The sequence below is a fragment of the Kitasatospora sp. NPDC051170 genome (assembly GCF_044455705.1).
GTDB lineage: Bacteria > Actinomycetota > Actinomycetes > Streptomycetales > Streptomycetaceae > Kitasatospora.
Window position 1 is genome coordinate 1 of the sequence record NZ_JBITFA010000008.1, and the last position, 14,930, is coordinate 14,930.

A 14,930-nucleotide genomic window follows, 5' to 3' on the forward strand; every position below is an offset into this window, starting at 1 on the left:
GCGTGCATCGGCGGTGCCGAGGAGGGAGCCACTGCGGAGCATTGGCGACTGACGAGAAGCCGTCGAGGTGCGTGCCCCGGCGGCGACCGCCCGGCAAGATCCGAAAGAGAGGGCCTAGCCCAGGGCGAGGGCCCGCAGGCGGTCGGCGGCGCCGTTGAAGACGTCCTGGTCGCCGGGGAAGGTGCCGGAGTCGGCGTACTGCCAGAAGGTGTAGTAGCCCCAGCCGTTGGGGAGCGTGCCGGCGCTGGTGGAGTAGCGGGCGATCCACAGCGGGTTGGTGGCGGCGAAGCCGCCGTAGTTGCCGGTGCACTGGGACCACCAGTTGGTGGTGGTGTAGATGGTCGGGTAGCGGCCGGTGCGGCTGTGGACGGTGTTGCTGAAGTCGCCTATCCAGCTGACCATCGCGCTCTGGCTGAGGCCGTAGCAGGTGGCGCCGTAGGGGTTGTACTCGATGTCGAGCGCGGGCGGCAGGGTCTTGCCGTCGGCGGACCAGCCGCCGCCGTGGTTGACGAAGTAGTTGGCCTGCGTGGCTCCGGAGGAGGAGTTGGGCAGGGCGAAGTGGTAGGCGCCGCGGATGAGGCCGGAGTTGTAGGAGCCGTTGTACTGCTGGGCGAAGGACGGGTTGGTGTAGCCGGTGCCCTCGGTGGCCTTGACGTAGGCGAAGCGGGCGCCGTTGGCGGCGACGCCGCCCCAGTTGACGCTGCCCTGGTAGCTGGAGACGTCCAGGCCCTGGGTCTGGGTGACGGCGAGGGAGGCGACGGCCGGGGCCTGGGCGCGGCCCTCGTGGGCGGCGACGGTGGAGCCGGCGAAGTCGCGCTCGGGGTGGAAGCCGGCCTTGCCCTCGACGACGGGGGCGGCGGCCGTGGCCGGCTCGGCGGCGGAGGCGGGCGCGGCCAGGCCCGTGACGAGGGCGGCGGAGGCGACCAGGGTGGTGAGGGCGGGCAGCCACCGGCGGGCGGCCGGAGCCTTGGCGGCGGCGGTGGAGTCGGCTGATCCCGGAGCGGGGACGGCAGGGACGGCGCGGGACATGGAGCACTCCTGTGGTCGGGTGCGGAGGGCCCAACGGGCCTGATGAGGCTGGAGGTTGGGACCTTTCGGCCGGGAGCACAGTAGCCATGGACGCGCCACGGTGCCAGACCTCTCGGAGCACATCGTGAACGACCGTCACATGGTGTCGGGGGCCCTTGCGGAGGGGGTCCGGGGCCGATCGTGGACGCGCGTAGATGCATCCGCCCTGGTCCGGGCCGTCCGGCGGGCCCGGCGCGGGGCTGTGGCACGATGCCCGGAGGCCGCCCGTCCGGGTGGCCGTTCGTGCGTACGAGGAGAAGATCGCCATGTCCGAGACCACCGCCGGTTCCGCCGGATTCACCGGGGAGCCGACTTTCCGGCGCGCCACCGCAGCCGACGTCCCGGCTCTGGTGGAGCTGGTGGAGTCCGCGTACCGGGGGGAGTCCAGCCGGGCCGGGTGGACCACCGAGGCGCATCTGCTGGAGGGCCGGCGCACCGACGCTGCCGGGGTCACCGAGGCCGTCGAGGACCCGCAGGGCGTGGTGCTGCTCGCCGAGGCCGACGGCGAACTGGTCGCCTGCTGCCAGCTGGAGCGGCGCGAGGGCAGCGCGTACTTCGGCATGTTCTCCGTCCGCCCGACCCTCCAGGGCGGCGGGATCGGCCGCGTGGTGCTGGTCGAGGCGGAGCGGGTGGCGCGGGAGGAGTGGGGCGTGGGGCTGCTCGAGATGAAGGTGATCGAGCAGCGGGGCGAGCTCATCGCCTGGTACGAGCGGCGCGGCTACCGCCGTACCGGCGAGTACTCGCCATTCCCGTACGGGGACGAGCGCTTCGGGCTGCCGCTGCGGTCGGATCTGCGCTTCGCGGTGCTGACGAAGGAGCTCCCGGCGGTGTGACGGGTGGGGGTGACGGGTGCGGAGGTGACCCGCCGGTAGGGCGTGACGCCGGAGTGATCCAACGGTCAATCGTTGATCGTTTGACGGTTCGTCGGAGGATGACGCCTTGTCAAGTCGCTGACCTGGGGCGATGCGGAGATGTCACGCCTCGTTCACGATTGGTCTAGGCCAATGTGAGAGGCTGAGGGCGAACGGCCACGTTCCGTCCCATGCCCAGGGGGGCCATCTCCGCATGCCCGTACTCCATGGCACCGCCATGTCCGCACCCGTCACCGACCCCGTGACCGACCCCGTCACCGGCGCTGCGACCAGCGTCGTCACCAGTGCCGTGACCAGCGCAGTCACCAGCGCCGTGACCAGCGCAGGGGCGGGCTCCGACGAGCCCGACCTCCGCCTCCCCAGCCCACCCGACGACGAGGAGCTCTACTGGTACTTCGGCCCGCAGCGCCGCTGGGTGCTGCTCTGCGCCACCCTCTCCTACGCGGGAGCCACCGCCACGCTCGGCCTGTTCGCCCTCAGCAAGCCGCTGCTCTGGCCGTTCCTGGTGCTGACCGTGCTCAACGCGGCCACCTGGCTGCTCTCCCTCGCCGACGGCCAGCGCGCCCGCCGCTACACCCGCGACTCCCACGACCTGCTGCTGCGCGCCTGGAACCCCGGGCACCACCCCAGCGTCGACCTGCTGCTGCCCACCGCCGGCGAACCCCTCGCCGTCCTGGACAACGCCTACCGCCACACCGCCGCCGTCCGGTGGCCCGGCAGCCTCACCGTCATCGTCCTCGACGACGCCGACCGGCCCGAGGTGCGCGAACTCGCCGAGTCCTACGGCTTCCGGTACCGCGCCCGCCCCGACCGGGGCCGCTTCAAGAAGGCCGGCAACCTCAACCACGGCCTGGCCGAGGGCGACGGCGAGATCATCGCCGTCCTCGACGCCGACTTCTGCCCGCGCCCCGACTTCCTGCACCACCTGGTGCCCTACCTCGACAACCCAGAGGTCGGCATCGTGCAGAGCCCGCAGTGCTTCGACACGGACGCCGACATGTCCTGGCTCGAGCGCGCGGCCGGAGCCACCCAGGAGATCTTCTACCGCTGGATCCAGCCCTCCCGGGACGCCCAGGACGGCACCGTCTGCTGCGGCACCAATGCGCTCTACCGCCGCGCCGCCCTGATGCGCGTCGGCGGCTTCGCCGAGATCGACCACAGCGAGGACCTCTACACGGGCCTCTCGCTCGCCCGCGCCGGGTGGACCACCCGGTACGTGCCCGCGCTCGTCGCCAAGGGCATGTCGCCCACGGGCCTGCCCGCCTTCATCAGCCAGCAGTACCGCTGGTGCCTCGGCTCCCTCGCACTCGTCGGCGACCCCGACTTCCGCAGGGGTCCGCTACCGCGATCTGCCCGGCTCTGCTTCTGGAACGGCATCCTCGGCTACGTCACCAGCGCGGTGAACGTCTTCGCCGTGCCACTGCCCGCGCTGATCATGCTGTTCTTCCGGCCGGAGGAGATCCAGCCCTGGCAGGTGCTCCCGTTCCTGCCGCCGATCTGGGTCGCCCTCGTGCTGCTGCCCGCCATGTCCCGCACCCGGTGGCGATTCGAGGTCACCCGGGTCCAACTCCTCGGCGGGCTCTGCCACGTGGTCGCCATCGCCCACGCGCTGCGCCGCCGTTCCGCCGACTGGGTGCCCACCGGCGCCGTCTCCGGCGGTAGTTCACTCGCCCGCGCCGTCGCCCGCATCGGGGTCGGCTGGCTCGGGTTCGTCGTCCTGGCCGGCGTGGCCGGACTCGTACGCGCCGTGATGCTCTACGGCTGGCAGCCGTACTGGGCCCTGACCGGGCTGCTCGCGCTCACCGCGTACACCATGATCCCGCTGATCCGGTCCCTGTGGCCGCTGCTCGGCGGCACCGGCGGCGGCAAGGGCGCCGCCGTGGGCGAGGTCGCCCCGCCCGCGCGGGGCCGCTCGGACCTCGGGTTCGGGCGCGCCGAGGCTGTCGCCGTCACCGCCGTCCTGGCGCTGTGCGGGCTGCTGGCCTCCGGCTGGGCCGATCCGCTCATCTTCTGACGCATCGTCAATCCTGCTTCGTCTCCCCCTGATTCCCGGCGCGTCGCCCCACCGGCGCGGACTCCGCCGCCCGGCCGCCCCATCGGCCGGCGGCCCAGACCACCGTCGCCATCTGCAAGGAGAGCACCGCCGTGTCAACGGCCGTACCGCCTTCGTCCCCTGCCGTCAGTACATCCACCAGTTCATCCACCGGTACATCCACCAGCACATCCACCAGTGCATCCACAGGCGAACTGCTGCCCGAGGTCGTCCGGGTCTCGCGGGTGCCCGCCGCCAGGGCGAAGGGTGAACTCGCCCGCCGGCGCGGCGCGTTCCGCCCCGACATCGAGGGCCTGCGGGGTCTCGCCGTCCTGTCCGTCCTCGCCTTCCACGCCGGGGTGCCCGGCCTGACCGGCGGCTACGTCGGGGTCGACGTCTTCTTCGTCATCTCCGGCTTCCTCATCACCGGCATGCTCGTCGGCCGCCCGCTGGGCCTGTGGGACTTCGCCGCCCGCCGCGCCCGGCGCATCCTGCCCGCCGCCGCCACCGTGCTCGTCGCCACCGCCGTCGCCGGAGGCGCCCTGCTGGACCCGCTGCGCGGAACGGACCTCGCCCGCGATCTCATCGCCTCCGCCGGGCAGTTCGCCAACTGGCGCTTCGTCGGCCAGCAGACCGACTACCTGGCCTCCGAGCGCGACCCGAGCCCGTTGCAGCACTTCTGGTCGCTGAGCGTGGAGAACCAGTTCTACCTGCTCTGGGGCGTGCTGCTGATCGGCCTCGCCCGCTACCTGTACGGGCGCCGGCGCACGGCCGCGATCACGCTCGGCACGCTCGGCATCGGCGGCGTCTCGCTGTTCCTGTGCCTGCGCTGGACGGAGACCTCCGCGCCGCTCGCCTACTTCTCCACCGGCAGCCGCCTCTGGGAGTTCGCCGCCGGGGCCTGCGCCGCCCTGCTGGCGGGTCGTGGCATCGAACGGGCGGGCGTGCGGGCCCTGTTGAGGATCGCCGGGTGGGCCGGGCTGGCCGCCGTGGCCGTCCCGCTCTTCCTGTACGACCGCGACACCCCCTTCCCGGGCTCCGCCGCGCTGCTGCCCGTCCTCGGCGCGGCCGCCCTGCTCCTCGCCGACGCCGCGCAGCCTTCGACGGAGCGGTCGCCCTCGCGGTTCGCGGCCGCCCGGTTGCTGGAGACCCGTCCGCTGCGCGCCGCCGGCCGGCTCTCGTACGGCTGGTACCTGTGGCACTGGCCGGTGATCACCATCGCCCAGGCCCGCTACGGCGCCCTGCCCTGGACGACGCTGGCCGCGCTGACGGCCGCCAGCGCCCTGCCCGCCTGGCTCACCATGCGCCTCGTCGAGGAGCCGCTGCGCCACGGCGGCACCACGGCGCCCCGGCGCGGGCTCGCGGTGGGCGCGAGCGCGCTGGTCATCCCGCTGATCGCCGCACTCACCCTCGGCGGCGGGACGGTCCGGGCGCTCGGCACCTCCGCCTCCGGCGGCTCCACCGTCGCCCCGCCCGGGGCCGCGGACGGGCCGCAGCTGCTCGCCCCCGGCACGGTGCTCACCGGCTTGACGCCCTCCCTGGCCCGCGCCCGCGAGGACTTCCCGCCCGGCAAGGGCTGCGAGATCGCGCTCAACGCCGACAGCAGCCCCCGCTGCCTCTTCGGCGAGGAGCACAGCCCCGACCGGATCGTCCTCCTCGGCGACTCCCACGCCGGTCAGTGGATCTCCGCCGGGCTCGCCATGGCCAAGGAGCGGCACTGGGCGCTGGAGGTGCTCGTCAAGCCAGGCTGCCCGCTCAGCACCCTCACCGTGCGCAACAACGTCCTCGGCCGCACCTTCGAGGAGTGCGACCGCTGGCGGGAGAACACCCTCACCCGGCTCGCCGACGAGCCCAAGCCCCGGCTGGTGCTGCTGGCGGGCCTCAACCGCTACGGCACCCAGGAGGAGCGCGCCCAGGGCTGGACCCGCACCCTCGACCGTCTCACCGCGCTCGGCGCCCCGCTCGCCTACCTGGGCGACACCCCGATGCCCGGCAAGGACATCCCCACCTGCCTGGCCGCCTCCGACGGCCGCTCCGACGCCTGCGTCTTCCCCCGCGACACCGCCTTCGAGCACGACCCGCTGCTCGACGACGGCCTCGCCGCCCGCTACGGCGTCCGCACCCTCGACCTCGGGCCGCTGCTCTGCCCCGGCACCGGGCCCAGCTGCCCGGCGGTGCTGGAGGGCGTGGTCCTGTACCGGGACACCGGGCACATCACCGACACCCTCGCCCGGATACTCGCGCCGCGCCTCGACAGGGAACTGCTCGGGGCGGCGCGCTGAACGCGGGGGCTCCGCCCGTGGGGGGTGGAGCCCCCGCCCCACCGGCTGCCGTGTGCGGCCGCCTTCCGTGCGCTGCCTCCGTCCGGCCGTCGCCCGTCAGCCGTACAGGTGGCGGCAGATCCGGGCCTGCTCGGAGTCCGCGGGCCAGTGGGCGACGCGTTCGCCCTGGTCACAGGGGTTTCCCGGGCCCAGGCTCGGCAGGGCCGCCCCGGCGGGCGCCGCGGAGGAGGCGGCGCTGCGGCCCGCCGGGTGCGGGGAGCGCGAGGGCCTCGGGCGCGCGCCCGGCGACGGGGACGGCGCGCCCGAGGACGGCTGCGCCGCCTGGGCGAGGGCGTTCTCGGCGGCCGGGCCCGGGCTCGCCTCCTGCCCCGGCGTCGGGGCAGGCAGCGGTGAGGGCACCGGCGTCGGCGCCGGGGTGGCCAGGGCCGCAGGCCGTACGTCCGTGCCCGAACCCGGCCCGCAGGTCACCAGGACGGCCGCCAGCACCGCGCCCGTACCGACCGCCGCCACCGCCCACGCCCGGCGCGAGCGCCGCATCGGAGGCGGGGGAGGCGGCGGCGGAGCAGCGGGCGCCGGGGGCGCGCCCGGCGGGGGCGGCACGGGCACCGGGGGAGGCTGCCAGGCGTTCTGCGGCCACTGCCACGGCCCTGCGGTGGGCGGCTGCCCCGTCATGTCCTCGTCCTCCCGGAGCCGAACGCTCGCGTATGCGTCGAGCCACCTGTTCAACGAGCGCGCGGACGCCGGGACATGACCCGGAAGAGGGGTCTGGGCGGGCGCCGGTTGCCGCCCGGTCACATGCTTGGGGTCATGGAGACGAACAGCACGACCAAACCTCTGGTCGACGTGGCCGAGTTCCGCACCGACAGCCGCTACCGGCTCGTCCACTTCGAAGGACACGGCTGGGAGCCGCTCGCACCCGAGGAGTTCGAACCCCGCGTCCACCAGCTGTTCCCCGACCTCGACCCGCACGACGCCCAGCGCGTCCACTGGGCCGACCGCCCGTGGGAATGGCCCGCCTGGCACCCCGGCGAGGCGTGATCGGCCTCCCGTCCGGCCGCCGTTCGTTAGGCTGTGCGGGTGAGTGTCGATCACTACTGGCGCCGTCTGCCGGGCCTGGCCGTCGACGCCTGCTCGCCCGAGGAACTCGGCGAGTTGGTGCCCCGGCACCGCGACGTCGGCTACGACCGGCTCGCCGCCGCCGGGCTCGCCCTCGGCGTCCGCAGCACCGCGCTGCTGATGGAACTCGCGCTCACCGAGAACGGCTTCCACCCCGACCCGGCGGCCCGGCTGCCCGTCTACGGCGGGCCCCGCCGCCCCGAGCGCGGCGCACCGCCGGTGCTGCGCCCCGACCAGGTCGCCGTCGCCTCCCTCTTCCTGCGCGACTCCGCGCTCGGAGAACTCGTCCGCCAGCAGGCCGCCGTCCTCGCCCGGACGGTCGCCACGCTCGGCCACGCCACACCCTGGTCCGAGACGTGGGCCGCACGCGTCGTCGGTGACCTGCGCGACCTGCGCGACTTCTTCGCGGGCGCCGCCGCGGCCGGCGACGCCGTCATCATGGGGGACACGACATGACCCGACCCGCCGGAACACTCGGATACGGCGAGGCGGCCGACGAACTCGCCGTCCAGTACGAGAGCGTGAGCTTCGACGAGGTCCACGGCGAGCTGCTCGCCCACTACCCGCCCGCGCCCGCCGCCGTCCTCGACCTCGGGGCCGGCACCGGACGCGACGCCGCGGCCCTCGCCGCCCTCGGGCACCGCGTCCTCGCCGTCGAGCCGACGCCCGAACTGCGCGCCCACGGCGAGCGGTTGCACGCCGGAAGCGGCGTGCGGTGGATGTCGGACGCGCTGCCCGACCTGCCGCAGGTGCGGGCGAGCGGCGAGCGCTACGACCTCGTCCTGGTCACCGCCGTCTGGATGCACCTCGCCCCCGGGGAACGCCGGACCGCCCTGCGGACGGTGAGCGGCCTCCTCGCCCCCGGCGGCCGGCTCTCCCTCACCGTGCGCCACGGACCCGTACCCGCCGGGCGGCGGATGTACGACGTCCCCGACGAGGAGACCCTCGCCCTCGCCGCGGAGCACGGCCTGCGCCCGGTGCACCAGGCGTCGCGGCAGGACCTGCACGGGCGCGGGGGAGTGCGGTGGACGCTGCTGGTCCTGGAGCGCCCGGCGGCCCGGCAGCACCCGGCCTGACGGCACCCGGCCTGACGGCACCGGGGACGAACTCGTCCCGGGGGATGGCCGATTGATCCATCTGATCCATCTGATCCATCGACAGGACGACGCGCGACGGTCTATCGTCAGCCGCCGCGACGGCCGCACAACGTCACGAGCCCGGCACCACACGCAATCCACGAGTCGACAGATCCCTGGAGAACCCGTCATGCCGCCCACCCCGCCGCCGCCCCGCGTGCTCGTCCTCGGCGCCACCGGATTCATCGGCCGGTGGCTCGTCCTCGAACTCCTCGGCCGGGGCACCCCGGTGGCGGCCTCCTTCCGGGGCACCACGGCCGGTGCCGCGCTGCGCCGCTGGCTGCGCACCCACGGCGCCGACGAGAGCGGACTGACCACCGTCGCCGCCGACGTCACCGCGCCCGGGCTCGGCATCGGCGGCGAGGACGAGGCCCGGCTCGGCGAGGTGCGCGACGTGTACAACCTCGCCGCCCGCTACCAGTTCGGGCTCACCCGCGCCGAGGCCGAGCCCGTCAACGTGCAGGGCGCCCTCAACGCGCTGCGCTGGTCCGCCACCCGGCCGCTGCTGCGCCGCCACGTCCACCTCTCCGGCTATCGCACCGGCAGCGACACCCACCCGCGCTACCCGCTCGCGACGCAGGCCGCCGACACCCTCTACAGCACCCACGGGGCGTACCCCGCCTCCAAGCGGCTCGGCGACGCCGCGATCCGCGTCACCGCCCCCGAGCTCGGCGTGCCGCTGACCACCGTCAACCCGGGCAACGTCATCGGGCACTCGCAGACCGGCGAGTACGGGCAGCGCTTCGGCCTCGCCACGGTCGTCCGCCAGCTCAAGGCCGGGCAGCTGCCGCTGCTGCCCAGCTCGAAGCGCACCTTCGTGCCCGTGGTCACCGTGGACCACCTCGCCGCCTTCCTGGCCGCCGTGCCCGACTTCGACGACGCGCCCGTGCAGGTCCACACCGTCCTCGACCCGGCGACGCCCTTCTTCCCCGAGCTCGTCGAGCAGCTGGCCGGCCACCTCGGCGTGCGCCCGCCCCGCGCCATCGTCCCCGTCGGGCTGGTGCGCCACCTGCCGCGCGGCATCACCGGCGCCAGCCCCGAGGCGCTCACCTTCCTCTCCGAGGACCAGTACGACACCGCCTCCGCCACCCGCCTCGCCGCCACGCTGGGCCTGACGCACCCGCCCGTCGTGCCCGCGCTGCAGCGGTGGGCGGGGCGGCTGGTGGCCGAGTCGTCGTCCTGACCCGCCTGCGGGTGACCCTGCCCGGAAAGACGACAGAAGGTGTCGGGTTTCGGGGGAACAGTGGAAGGAGCCGGCCGGCGCCGTACGCGGCACCGGCCGGGACGACCCCTCTGCGACAGGAACCCTCCCCATGCGCGAAACCCCCGAGGAGCTCCAGCGGCTCCAGGCCCTCCTCGACGCCTCGCTCTCCCGCTCCAGCGCCCACCTGCGCTCGATCGTCAGCGACGAGCGCACCATCACCGCCGAACAGCTCACCGGCGTGCTCACCGGCATGTGCACCCTCGCGCTGTCCACCGTCACGGCCAAGGGCGAGCCGCGGATCAGCGGCGCCGACGGGCACTTCCTCCACGGCATGTGGCACTTCGGCACCGCGCGCCGCGCCGCCAAGGCCCGCCACATGGCCGCCCGCCCGGCCGTCAGCGCGGCGCACATGCGGGGGGAGGAGCTCGGCGTGTTCACCCACGGCACGGTCGAGATCCTCAACCCGTACGGCGAGGAGCCGTCCGCCGCCTGGCCGGAGTTGCTCGCGTACCTGAAGGACCTGTACGGCGCCGAGATGTTCGACTGGGAGGAGGAGGTCGTCTACTACCGGCTGCACCCGCAGTGGATGACCGTCTTCGCCGCCCACCCGGCCGCGCTCATCGCCGGTGCGCAGGACGCGAAGCCGGAGGCGTGACGCGCCGAGGCCCAGGGCCCGCCGTCGCCGGTCGCGGCCGCGCCCACGGCCCGGTACCCGCGGCGGGGGTGCCGCTGCTGGACTGACAATGGACCTTCGTCGACGGAAGGACATGATGTGCGGGCCAGCCGGGCGATCGCGCTGCTCCTGCTCCTCCAGAACCGGCGCGCGATGACCGCCGCGGACCTCGCTGCCGAACTCGAGGTCTCCGAGCGCACCGTCCAGCGCGACATCGCCGCCCTCGCCGAGGCCGGGGTACCGGTCTACGCCGAACGCGGCCGGGGCGGCGGCTACCGGCTCGTCGATGGCTACCGGACCCGGCTCACCGGCCTCGAACGCGCCGAGGCGGAAGTCCTGCACCTGGCCGGGCTTCCCGGCCCCCTGCGCGACATGGGCCTCGCCGGGCAGGCCCTCGCGGCTCGGCTCAAGGTCGCGGCGGCCGTGGGGGACGCTCCGGCGGCGGCCGTCCAGCGCTTCCACCTCGACGCCCCGGCCTGGTTCCGGGAGGCCGCCACCCCCGCTCTGCTCCCGGAGGTCTCACGGGCGGTCTGGGAGGAGCGGGTCCTCCACGCCCGGTACGGCTCGCGCGAGCGGCGCCTCGAACCGTACGGGCTGGTGCTGAAGGCCGGCCAGTGGTACCTGGCGGCCCGGGGCCCGTCCGGGCGGATGGCCTCCTACCGGGTCGACCGTTTCGAAACCGCCACCGTCACCGAGGACCGCTTCGACCGCGACCAGGACTTCGACCTCGCCGCCTACTGGGACGCCTCCGCCCGGGAGTTCGCCCGCGCGATGCTCCGCGAACGGGCCCTGGTCCGCCTCAGCCCCGTCGCGGTGGAGAACCTCGCGCTGTTCCTGGAACCGACCGCCGCCGCCGACGCGCTGACCACCGCGGGCCCACCCGACGCCGACGGCTGGGTCATGGTGACCCTGCCCCTCGAATCCTGGGACATCGGCTACTTCGAGATCCTCCGCCTGGGCCCCGAAGCCGAAGTCCTCCACCCCGCCGGCCTCCGCACCCGCCTCGCCGAAGCCACCCGCCGGGCAGCCGCCCTCTACACCTCGACCAGACCGGAGGAGACCGCAAACCCCTCCAAGAACTCGCGCCGCCCGGGGTGCTCCTCCGCCTCGGCCAAACCCGCGAGCACCTCCAGGAACCGGTCAAGCTGATCCTGCGGCAGTCGCCTCAGCACCCAGGCGACGCTCTCCGTCATCCTCACCGCGGAATCGGGGTCGACCTCGTCGTCACAGCTGTCGCCACCACCTCTCGCCTAGCCATCGGTACTCGGTGTGTGAATGCTCCCCCAGCAGAATCCCGAGCGGACCCAGCGCGAGAAGTCGGCCGGGCCGACTTCTCGCGCTGAGTGCTTCCGTCGGCCAGTTGGGCAATCGGCTTGCTGTCAGGCTGTTTCGTTCCGGGCGGTGGCGACACCAGCGCACGCCAACACCGTGGTGGCTGTGGCGTCGAGGAAGAGCATGAACGTCCATGGTCGATCTGCCGCGTCGATCCGGCCGATTCGGAGGAGTTCGTCTCCTGCGCTTCCCAGGATCTCGACGGTTTCGGCGAGGGCGAGTGTCGGTTGCCCTCGCCTCCGGGTGATTCCGAGCCGGGCCCGGTAGGTGCCCGCGACCCGGTACGCGGGGACCAGGCCGTCCCAGACGACGAAGGCGCCTCCGGTGAGCAGGGCCTCGCGTGCGGGGCCGCATGCCGGTGTCTGTTCGGCGAGCAGCGCGGTGAGGTCGTCGCGTGTCATGCGACGGCCTCGCCTGGGGGCGCCGCGTCGAGCGTCGGCCGTGTCCAGAGGGTGAGGTCGCTGCTGGTGGCGATGGCGAGGGTGCGTCCGGAGGGGGAGAAGCCGGCGGCTCGCAGGTCGGAGTAGGTGGAGTCGAAGATGTGCCACCAGCTTTCGCCGTGCGGTCCGTTGTGCTGTCCGCCGTCTGCGGACAGCAGGACGCGGTCGTGCGGCCACTCGGGGCTGACGACCTCCAGGGTCCAGCCGTCGTGGGTGGTGGTGTGCAGGCCGCCGCCGAAGAGTCCGGCGATGCGTACGCGGATTCCGGCGATGGGGCCGAGTCCGGGGCAGGAGAGATCCGGTACTGCGTCCGGGGTGCTGGTGTCGGGGTCGGGATCGCGGTCCCTTGCGATCTTCTCACCGGTGACGGCGTCGAAGAGTCCGTGGCCGTCGACGGAGACGACCATGACCAGGTCTCGGCCGTCGTCGGGAGCGGGGGCGAAGCCGATGCCGAGCAGTCCGCCGACAGGGGTGCGGTGCCCGACCGGGCGCCAGGGGGCGGGAGGCGGGAGAACGGGGACGGACAGGAACCGTTCGCGTAGTCGTTGCTGGTAGTGAGTGATCACGTGCTTCGTCGCTTCCGTCAGGCCGTCGACCGCCTCGAGGCGGTGACGGAGATCGTGCCAGAGTCACCGGCGGCCGGGGGCTTCGGTCAGCCCGGCCGGAACGGGTACCGGTGGATCCGTATCAGCCGTCCGGGCAGGCTGTCCGACCCCCACGACAGCGACCCCTGCCCTTCCACCGGACCAGTCCTGGCGTGAGAAGTCGACGGGGTCGACTTCTCACGCGCCGTCGGTCGGAGGTTGCCGGAGGCCGAGGTCCTCCGGCCGCCCCCGGCGGGTGGGGGCCGGCGGGCTCAGGCGGAGCGGACGGACATGGAGGCGAAGGCGTCCTGGTAGGCCCGGCCGGTGATGGGCCGGGCGGCGTGGAAGGCGTCGGGCAGGTCGAAGGCGTCCACCAGCGCGAGTGCGTGCTCCACCAGCCGTCCGAAGGATCGTTCCTGCACGTCCGGAAGAGCGGCTGCCTGTCCGGGGGTCAGCTCCCCGGCGCCCAGCAGCAGCGTCCCGTGGGCGTCGATCCGGCGCAGGGTGAACAGCCGGTGCAGGTCGTGCAGCAGCGCCCGGGCGGTGTCGTCGCGGGCGGCTCCGGCCCAGGCGAGGAGGGCGGCGGCGGCCTCGTGCTCGGCGTGCGCGGTGACGGCGGCCAGGGCGTCGGGTGCGGCGGCGTTCCACCGGCGCAGGCCGTCCCGGGCGGGGGCCTCGCGCAGCCGGGCGCGGGCGCGGGCCAGCCGCAGCCGGACGGCCGCCCGCAGCAGGCGCTGGCGGACGGCCGGGTCGTCGAGTGAGCCGAGGTCGTCGAGGTCGTCGAGCGAGCCGAGGTCCCCGGGCAGGTCGGTGCCGGCGGGAGCCGGGGGCTCGGACTCCAGCAGGAGTTCGGCGCCCGCCTTGGCCCAGAGCGCCAGGTTGTCGCCCTCGGCGGTGATGGTGCCCTCGATGTCCGCCGCGTAGGCGGTGATCCCGTTGACCGGCAGCAGCCCCTGGGCGCCGCACCGTTCGCGGGCCTCGATGATCAGGTCGCGGGCCTGCCAGGTCGTCCAGCCCTTGGTGACGGCGACCTGCCGTTCGGCGGTGGCGGAGGCCTCCGGGTCGGCCGGGTCGTGGGCGGCCCAGCGCTCGACCGTGGCGCGGTGCAGGGCGGTCATCGCGTACGCGGTGGCCAGCCCCTCCAGCAGCGGCCCGTGGTGGGTGCGGTGGGTCCACACCGGGACGCGCCGGTCGGGGCGGGCGCCCGTCACCTCGCGGTGGTGCGCGTACCGGACGGCCGTGGCGAGGGCCGCCCGGGCCGCGCCGAGCGCACCGGCGCTCATGCACAGCTTGCCGGTGGTCACCCGGCCGATCGCGGTGAGGAACCGTTTCCGCCTGCTGCCGTAGGCGCTGCTCAGCGTGCCGTCGTCGGCGAGCCGGCCGTGCGCGCCGGTCAGCAGGGCCTCGAACGGCAGCCGGACCCGGTCGAAGGAGGTCACGCAGTGGTCGACGGGGCTGCCGGGGCGCTGCGGCAGCGGACGGACGGCGACCCCGGGCAGCGGGCCGCCGTCCTCGTCGGTCAGGGGGGTGAGGAAGAGGAAGATCCCGTGGTCACGCCCCTCGACGCGCAGGCGGGCGGCGACCACGGCGGACTTCGGCCCGCCGGCCGGGCCGGTGTTCGGCATGAACTTGCGGGCGGAGGGCCCGGGGGTGTGCAGGATGAAGGAGCGGTCGGTGCGGTCGTAGTCCGCCACCGTCTCCAGGGCCGCGGCGTCGTTGCCGTGGCCCAGTTCGGTGCACAGGAAGGTGCCGATCCGGTCCATCCGCAGGAAGTCGTCCAAGGGGCGCTTGGGGGAGGGGTCGTGGTCGAGCAGGGTGCCGAGGAAGAGGTTGTAGTGGATGCCGGCCAGCACGGTCAGCCCGCCGTCGACCACCCCCGTCCACTCGTGCAGGGCGGCGAGCTGCCGGGGATCGGCGGCCAGGGCTGCCGGGTCGGTACGGGCGTTGAGCTCCTTCAACCGCCGGTAGGAGGCGTCGATCTGATCCGCCACCGGGGTCTCGGGGAGGCGGTGCATGGCGGGGTCGGCGACGAGGGCGCGCCAGGGGCCGTGGACGCGGTGGCGGTCGGGGCCGAAGAGGAGGCGGGAGAGGTCGTTCGTCATCGGCGTCATGATTGGCGTCATGCCAATGACAAAGCCCGGGCGGGGGCGAGGTTACGGCCCTGTGACGAGGATCTCCGATCGGCGCCCCG

General features: G+C 74.1%; 15 protein-coding genes. 9 read left to right on the forward strand and 6 right to left on the reverse strand.

Annotated elements, in window-relative coordinates; genetic code table 11:
- Positions 1–114: 114 nt before the first annotated feature.
- Positions 115–1,029, reverse strand: a complete 915-nt coding sequence (locus tag ACIBCA_RS18000; protein WP_396283868.1) for a lysozyme — start codon at positions 1,027–1,029, stop codon at positions 115–117.
- 305 nt (positions 1,030–1,334) lie between these two features.
- Here ACIBCA_RS18000 and ACIBCA_RS18005 point away from each other — a divergent pair, with 305 nt between their 5' ends.
- Together ACIBCA_RS18005 and ACIBCA_RS18010 are read left to right on the forward strand one after the other, a co-directional pair.
- On the forward strand, positions 1,335–1,901 hold the full coding sequence (locus ACIBCA_RS18005) for a GNAT family N-acetyltransferase (RefSeq protein ID WP_396283869.1): 567 nt from the start codon (positions 1,335–1,337) through the stop codon (positions 1,899–1,901).
- 232 nt (positions 1,902–2,133) lie between these two features.
- The gene (locus tag ACIBCA_RS18010) at positions 2,134–3,954 is read left to right on the forward strand and encodes a glycosyltransferase (protein WP_396283870.1); all 1,821 of its coding nucleotides are present in this window, start codon (positions 2,134–2,136) and stop codon (positions 3,952–3,954) included.
- Positions 3,955–3,961: 7 nt separating this feature from the next.
- On the opposite strand, the gene ACIBCA_RS18015 is transcribed toward ACIBCA_RS18010, so the two are convergent.
- Positions 3,962–4,180: a hypothetical protein gene (locus ACIBCA_RS18015; RefSeq protein WP_396283871.1), complete on the reverse strand. Its 219-nt coding sequence runs from the start codon at positions 4,178–4,180 to the stop codon at positions 3,962–3,964.
- 37 nt (positions 4,181–4,217) lie between these two features.
- Between ACIBCA_RS18015 and ACIBCA_RS18020 the strand changes: the two genes are divergently transcribed.
- Entirely contained in the window at positions 4,218–6,254 is a 2,037-nt protein-coding gene (locus tag ACIBCA_RS18020; protein ID WP_396283872.1) for an acyltransferase family protein, read from the forward strand.
- A 96-nt stretch (positions 6,255–6,350) separates the two neighbouring features.
- Here ACIBCA_RS18020 and ACIBCA_RS18025 read toward each other — a convergent pair whose 3' ends face one another.
- Complete coding sequence (locus ACIBCA_RS18025) at positions 6,351–6,926, reverse strand: hypothetical protein (protein ID WP_396283873.1); 576 nt, start codon at positions 6,924–6,926, stop codon at positions 6,351–6,353.
- A gap of 135 nt (positions 6,927–7,061) precedes the next feature.
- Here ACIBCA_RS18025 and ACIBCA_RS18030 point away from each other — a divergent pair, with 135 nt between their 5' ends.
- The 6 genes from ACIBCA_RS18030 to ACIBCA_RS18055 all read left to right on the forward strand — a co-directional run bounded on the left by ACIBCA_RS18030 (position 7,062) and on the right by ACIBCA_RS18055 (position 11,532).
- Positions 7,062–7,292, forward strand: a complete 231-nt coding sequence (locus tag ACIBCA_RS18030; RefSeq protein WP_396283874.1) for a hypothetical protein — start codon at positions 7,062–7,064, stop codon at positions 7,290–7,292.
- A gap of 39 nt (positions 7,293–7,331) precedes the next feature.
- Positions 7,332–7,826 (forward strand): hypothetical protein, encoded by a 495-nt coding sequence (locus ACIBCA_RS18035; protein WP_396283875.1) that lies wholly within the window; start codon positions 7,332–7,334, stop codon positions 7,824–7,826.
- Complete coding sequence (locus tag ACIBCA_RS18040; RefSeq protein ID WP_396283876.1) at positions 7,823–8,446, forward strand: class I SAM-dependent methyltransferase; 624 nt, start codon at positions 7,823–7,825, stop codon at positions 8,444–8,446. Before ACIBCA_RS18035 ends, ACIBCA_RS18040 begins: the two co-directional genes overlap by 4 nt.
- A 190-nt stretch (positions 8,447–8,636) precedes the next feature.
- On the forward strand, positions 8,637–9,689 hold the full coding sequence (locus ACIBCA_RS18045) for an SDR family oxidoreductase (protein ID WP_396283877.1): 1,053 nt from the start codon (positions 8,637–8,639) through the stop codon (positions 9,687–9,689).
- A gap of 130 nt (positions 9,690–9,819) precedes the next feature.
- Complete coding sequence (locus ACIBCA_RS18050; RefSeq protein WP_396283878.1) at positions 9,820–10,365, forward strand: pyridoxamine 5'-phosphate oxidase family protein; 546 nt, start codon at positions 9,820–9,822, stop codon at positions 10,363–10,365.
- Positions 10,366–10,482: 117 nt separating this feature from the next.
- A complete protein-coding gene (locus ACIBCA_RS18055) occupies positions 10,483–11,532 on the forward strand; it encodes a helix-turn-helix transcriptional regulator (protein ID WP_396283879.1) in 1,050 nt (349 codons plus the stop codon).
- 230 nt (positions 11,533–11,762) lie between these two features.
- On the opposite strand, the gene ACIBCA_RS18060 is transcribed toward ACIBCA_RS18055, so the two are convergent.
- The 3 genes from ACIBCA_RS18060 to ACIBCA_RS18070 all read right to left on the reverse strand — a co-directional run bounded on the left by ACIBCA_RS18060 (position 11,763) and on the right by ACIBCA_RS18070 (position 14,841).
- Positions 11,763–12,116, reverse strand: a complete 354-nt coding sequence (locus ACIBCA_RS18060) for a hypothetical protein (protein ID WP_396283880.1) — start codon at positions 12,114–12,116, stop codon at positions 11,763–11,765.
- Entirely contained in the window at positions 12,113–12,721 is a 609-nt protein-coding gene (locus ACIBCA_RS18065) for a hypothetical protein (RefSeq protein ID WP_396283881.1), read from the reverse strand. Before ACIBCA_RS18065 ends, ACIBCA_RS18060 begins: the two co-directional genes overlap by 4 nt.
- Before the next feature lie 290 nt (positions 12,722–13,011).
- On the reverse strand, positions 13,012–14,841 hold the full coding sequence (locus ACIBCA_RS18070) for an acyl-CoA dehydrogenase (protein ID WP_396283882.1): 1,830 nt from the start codon (positions 14,839–14,841) through the stop codon (positions 13,012–13,014).
- Between the last annotated feature and the right edge of the window lie 89 nt (positions 14,842–14,930).

What these genes read in the sequence shown, in the direction of transcription:
- ACIBCA_RS18000 (WP_396283868.1), bottom strand. Translation starts at nt 1,029, where the DNA reads ATGTCCCGCGCCGTCCCTGCCGTCCCCGCTCCGGGATCAGCCGACTCC.
- ACIBCA_RS18005 (WP_396283869.1), top strand. Translation starts at nt 1,335, where the DNA reads ATGTCCGAGACCACCGCCGGTTCCGCCGGATTCACCGGGGAGCCGACT.
- ACIBCA_RS18010 (WP_396283870.1), top strand. Translation starts at nt 2,134, where the DNA reads ATGCCCGTACTCCATGGCACCGCCATGTCCGCACCCGTCACCGACCCC.
- ACIBCA_RS18025 (WP_396283873.1), bottom strand. Translation starts at nt 6,926, where the DNA reads ATGACGGGGCAGCCGCCCACCGCAGGGCCGTGGCAGTGGCCGCAGAAC.
- ACIBCA_RS18030 (WP_396283874.1), top strand. Translation starts at nt 7,062, where the DNA reads ATGGAGACGAACAGCACGACCAAACCTCTGGTCGACGTGGCCGAGTTC.
- ACIBCA_RS18040 (WP_396283876.1), top strand. Translation starts at nt 7,823, where the DNA reads ATGACCCGACCCGCCGGAACACTCGGATACGGCGAGGCGGCCGACGAA.
- ACIBCA_RS18045 (WP_396283877.1), top strand. Translation starts at nt 8,637, where the DNA reads ATGCCGCCCACCCCGCCGCCGCCCCGCGTGCTCGTCCTCGGCGCCACC.
- ACIBCA_RS18050 (WP_396283878.1), top strand. Translation starts at nt 9,820, where the DNA reads ATGCGCGAAACCCCCGAGGAGCTCCAGCGGCTCCAGGCCCTCCTCGAC.
- ACIBCA_RS18060 (WP_396283880.1), bottom strand. Translation starts at nt 12,116, where the DNA reads ATGACACGCGACGACCTCACCGCGCTGCTCGCCGAACAGACACCGGCA.
- ACIBCA_RS18070 (WP_396283882.1), bottom strand. Translation starts at nt 14,841, where the DNA reads ATGACGAACGACCTCTCCCGCCTCCTCTTCGGCCCCGACCGCCACCGC.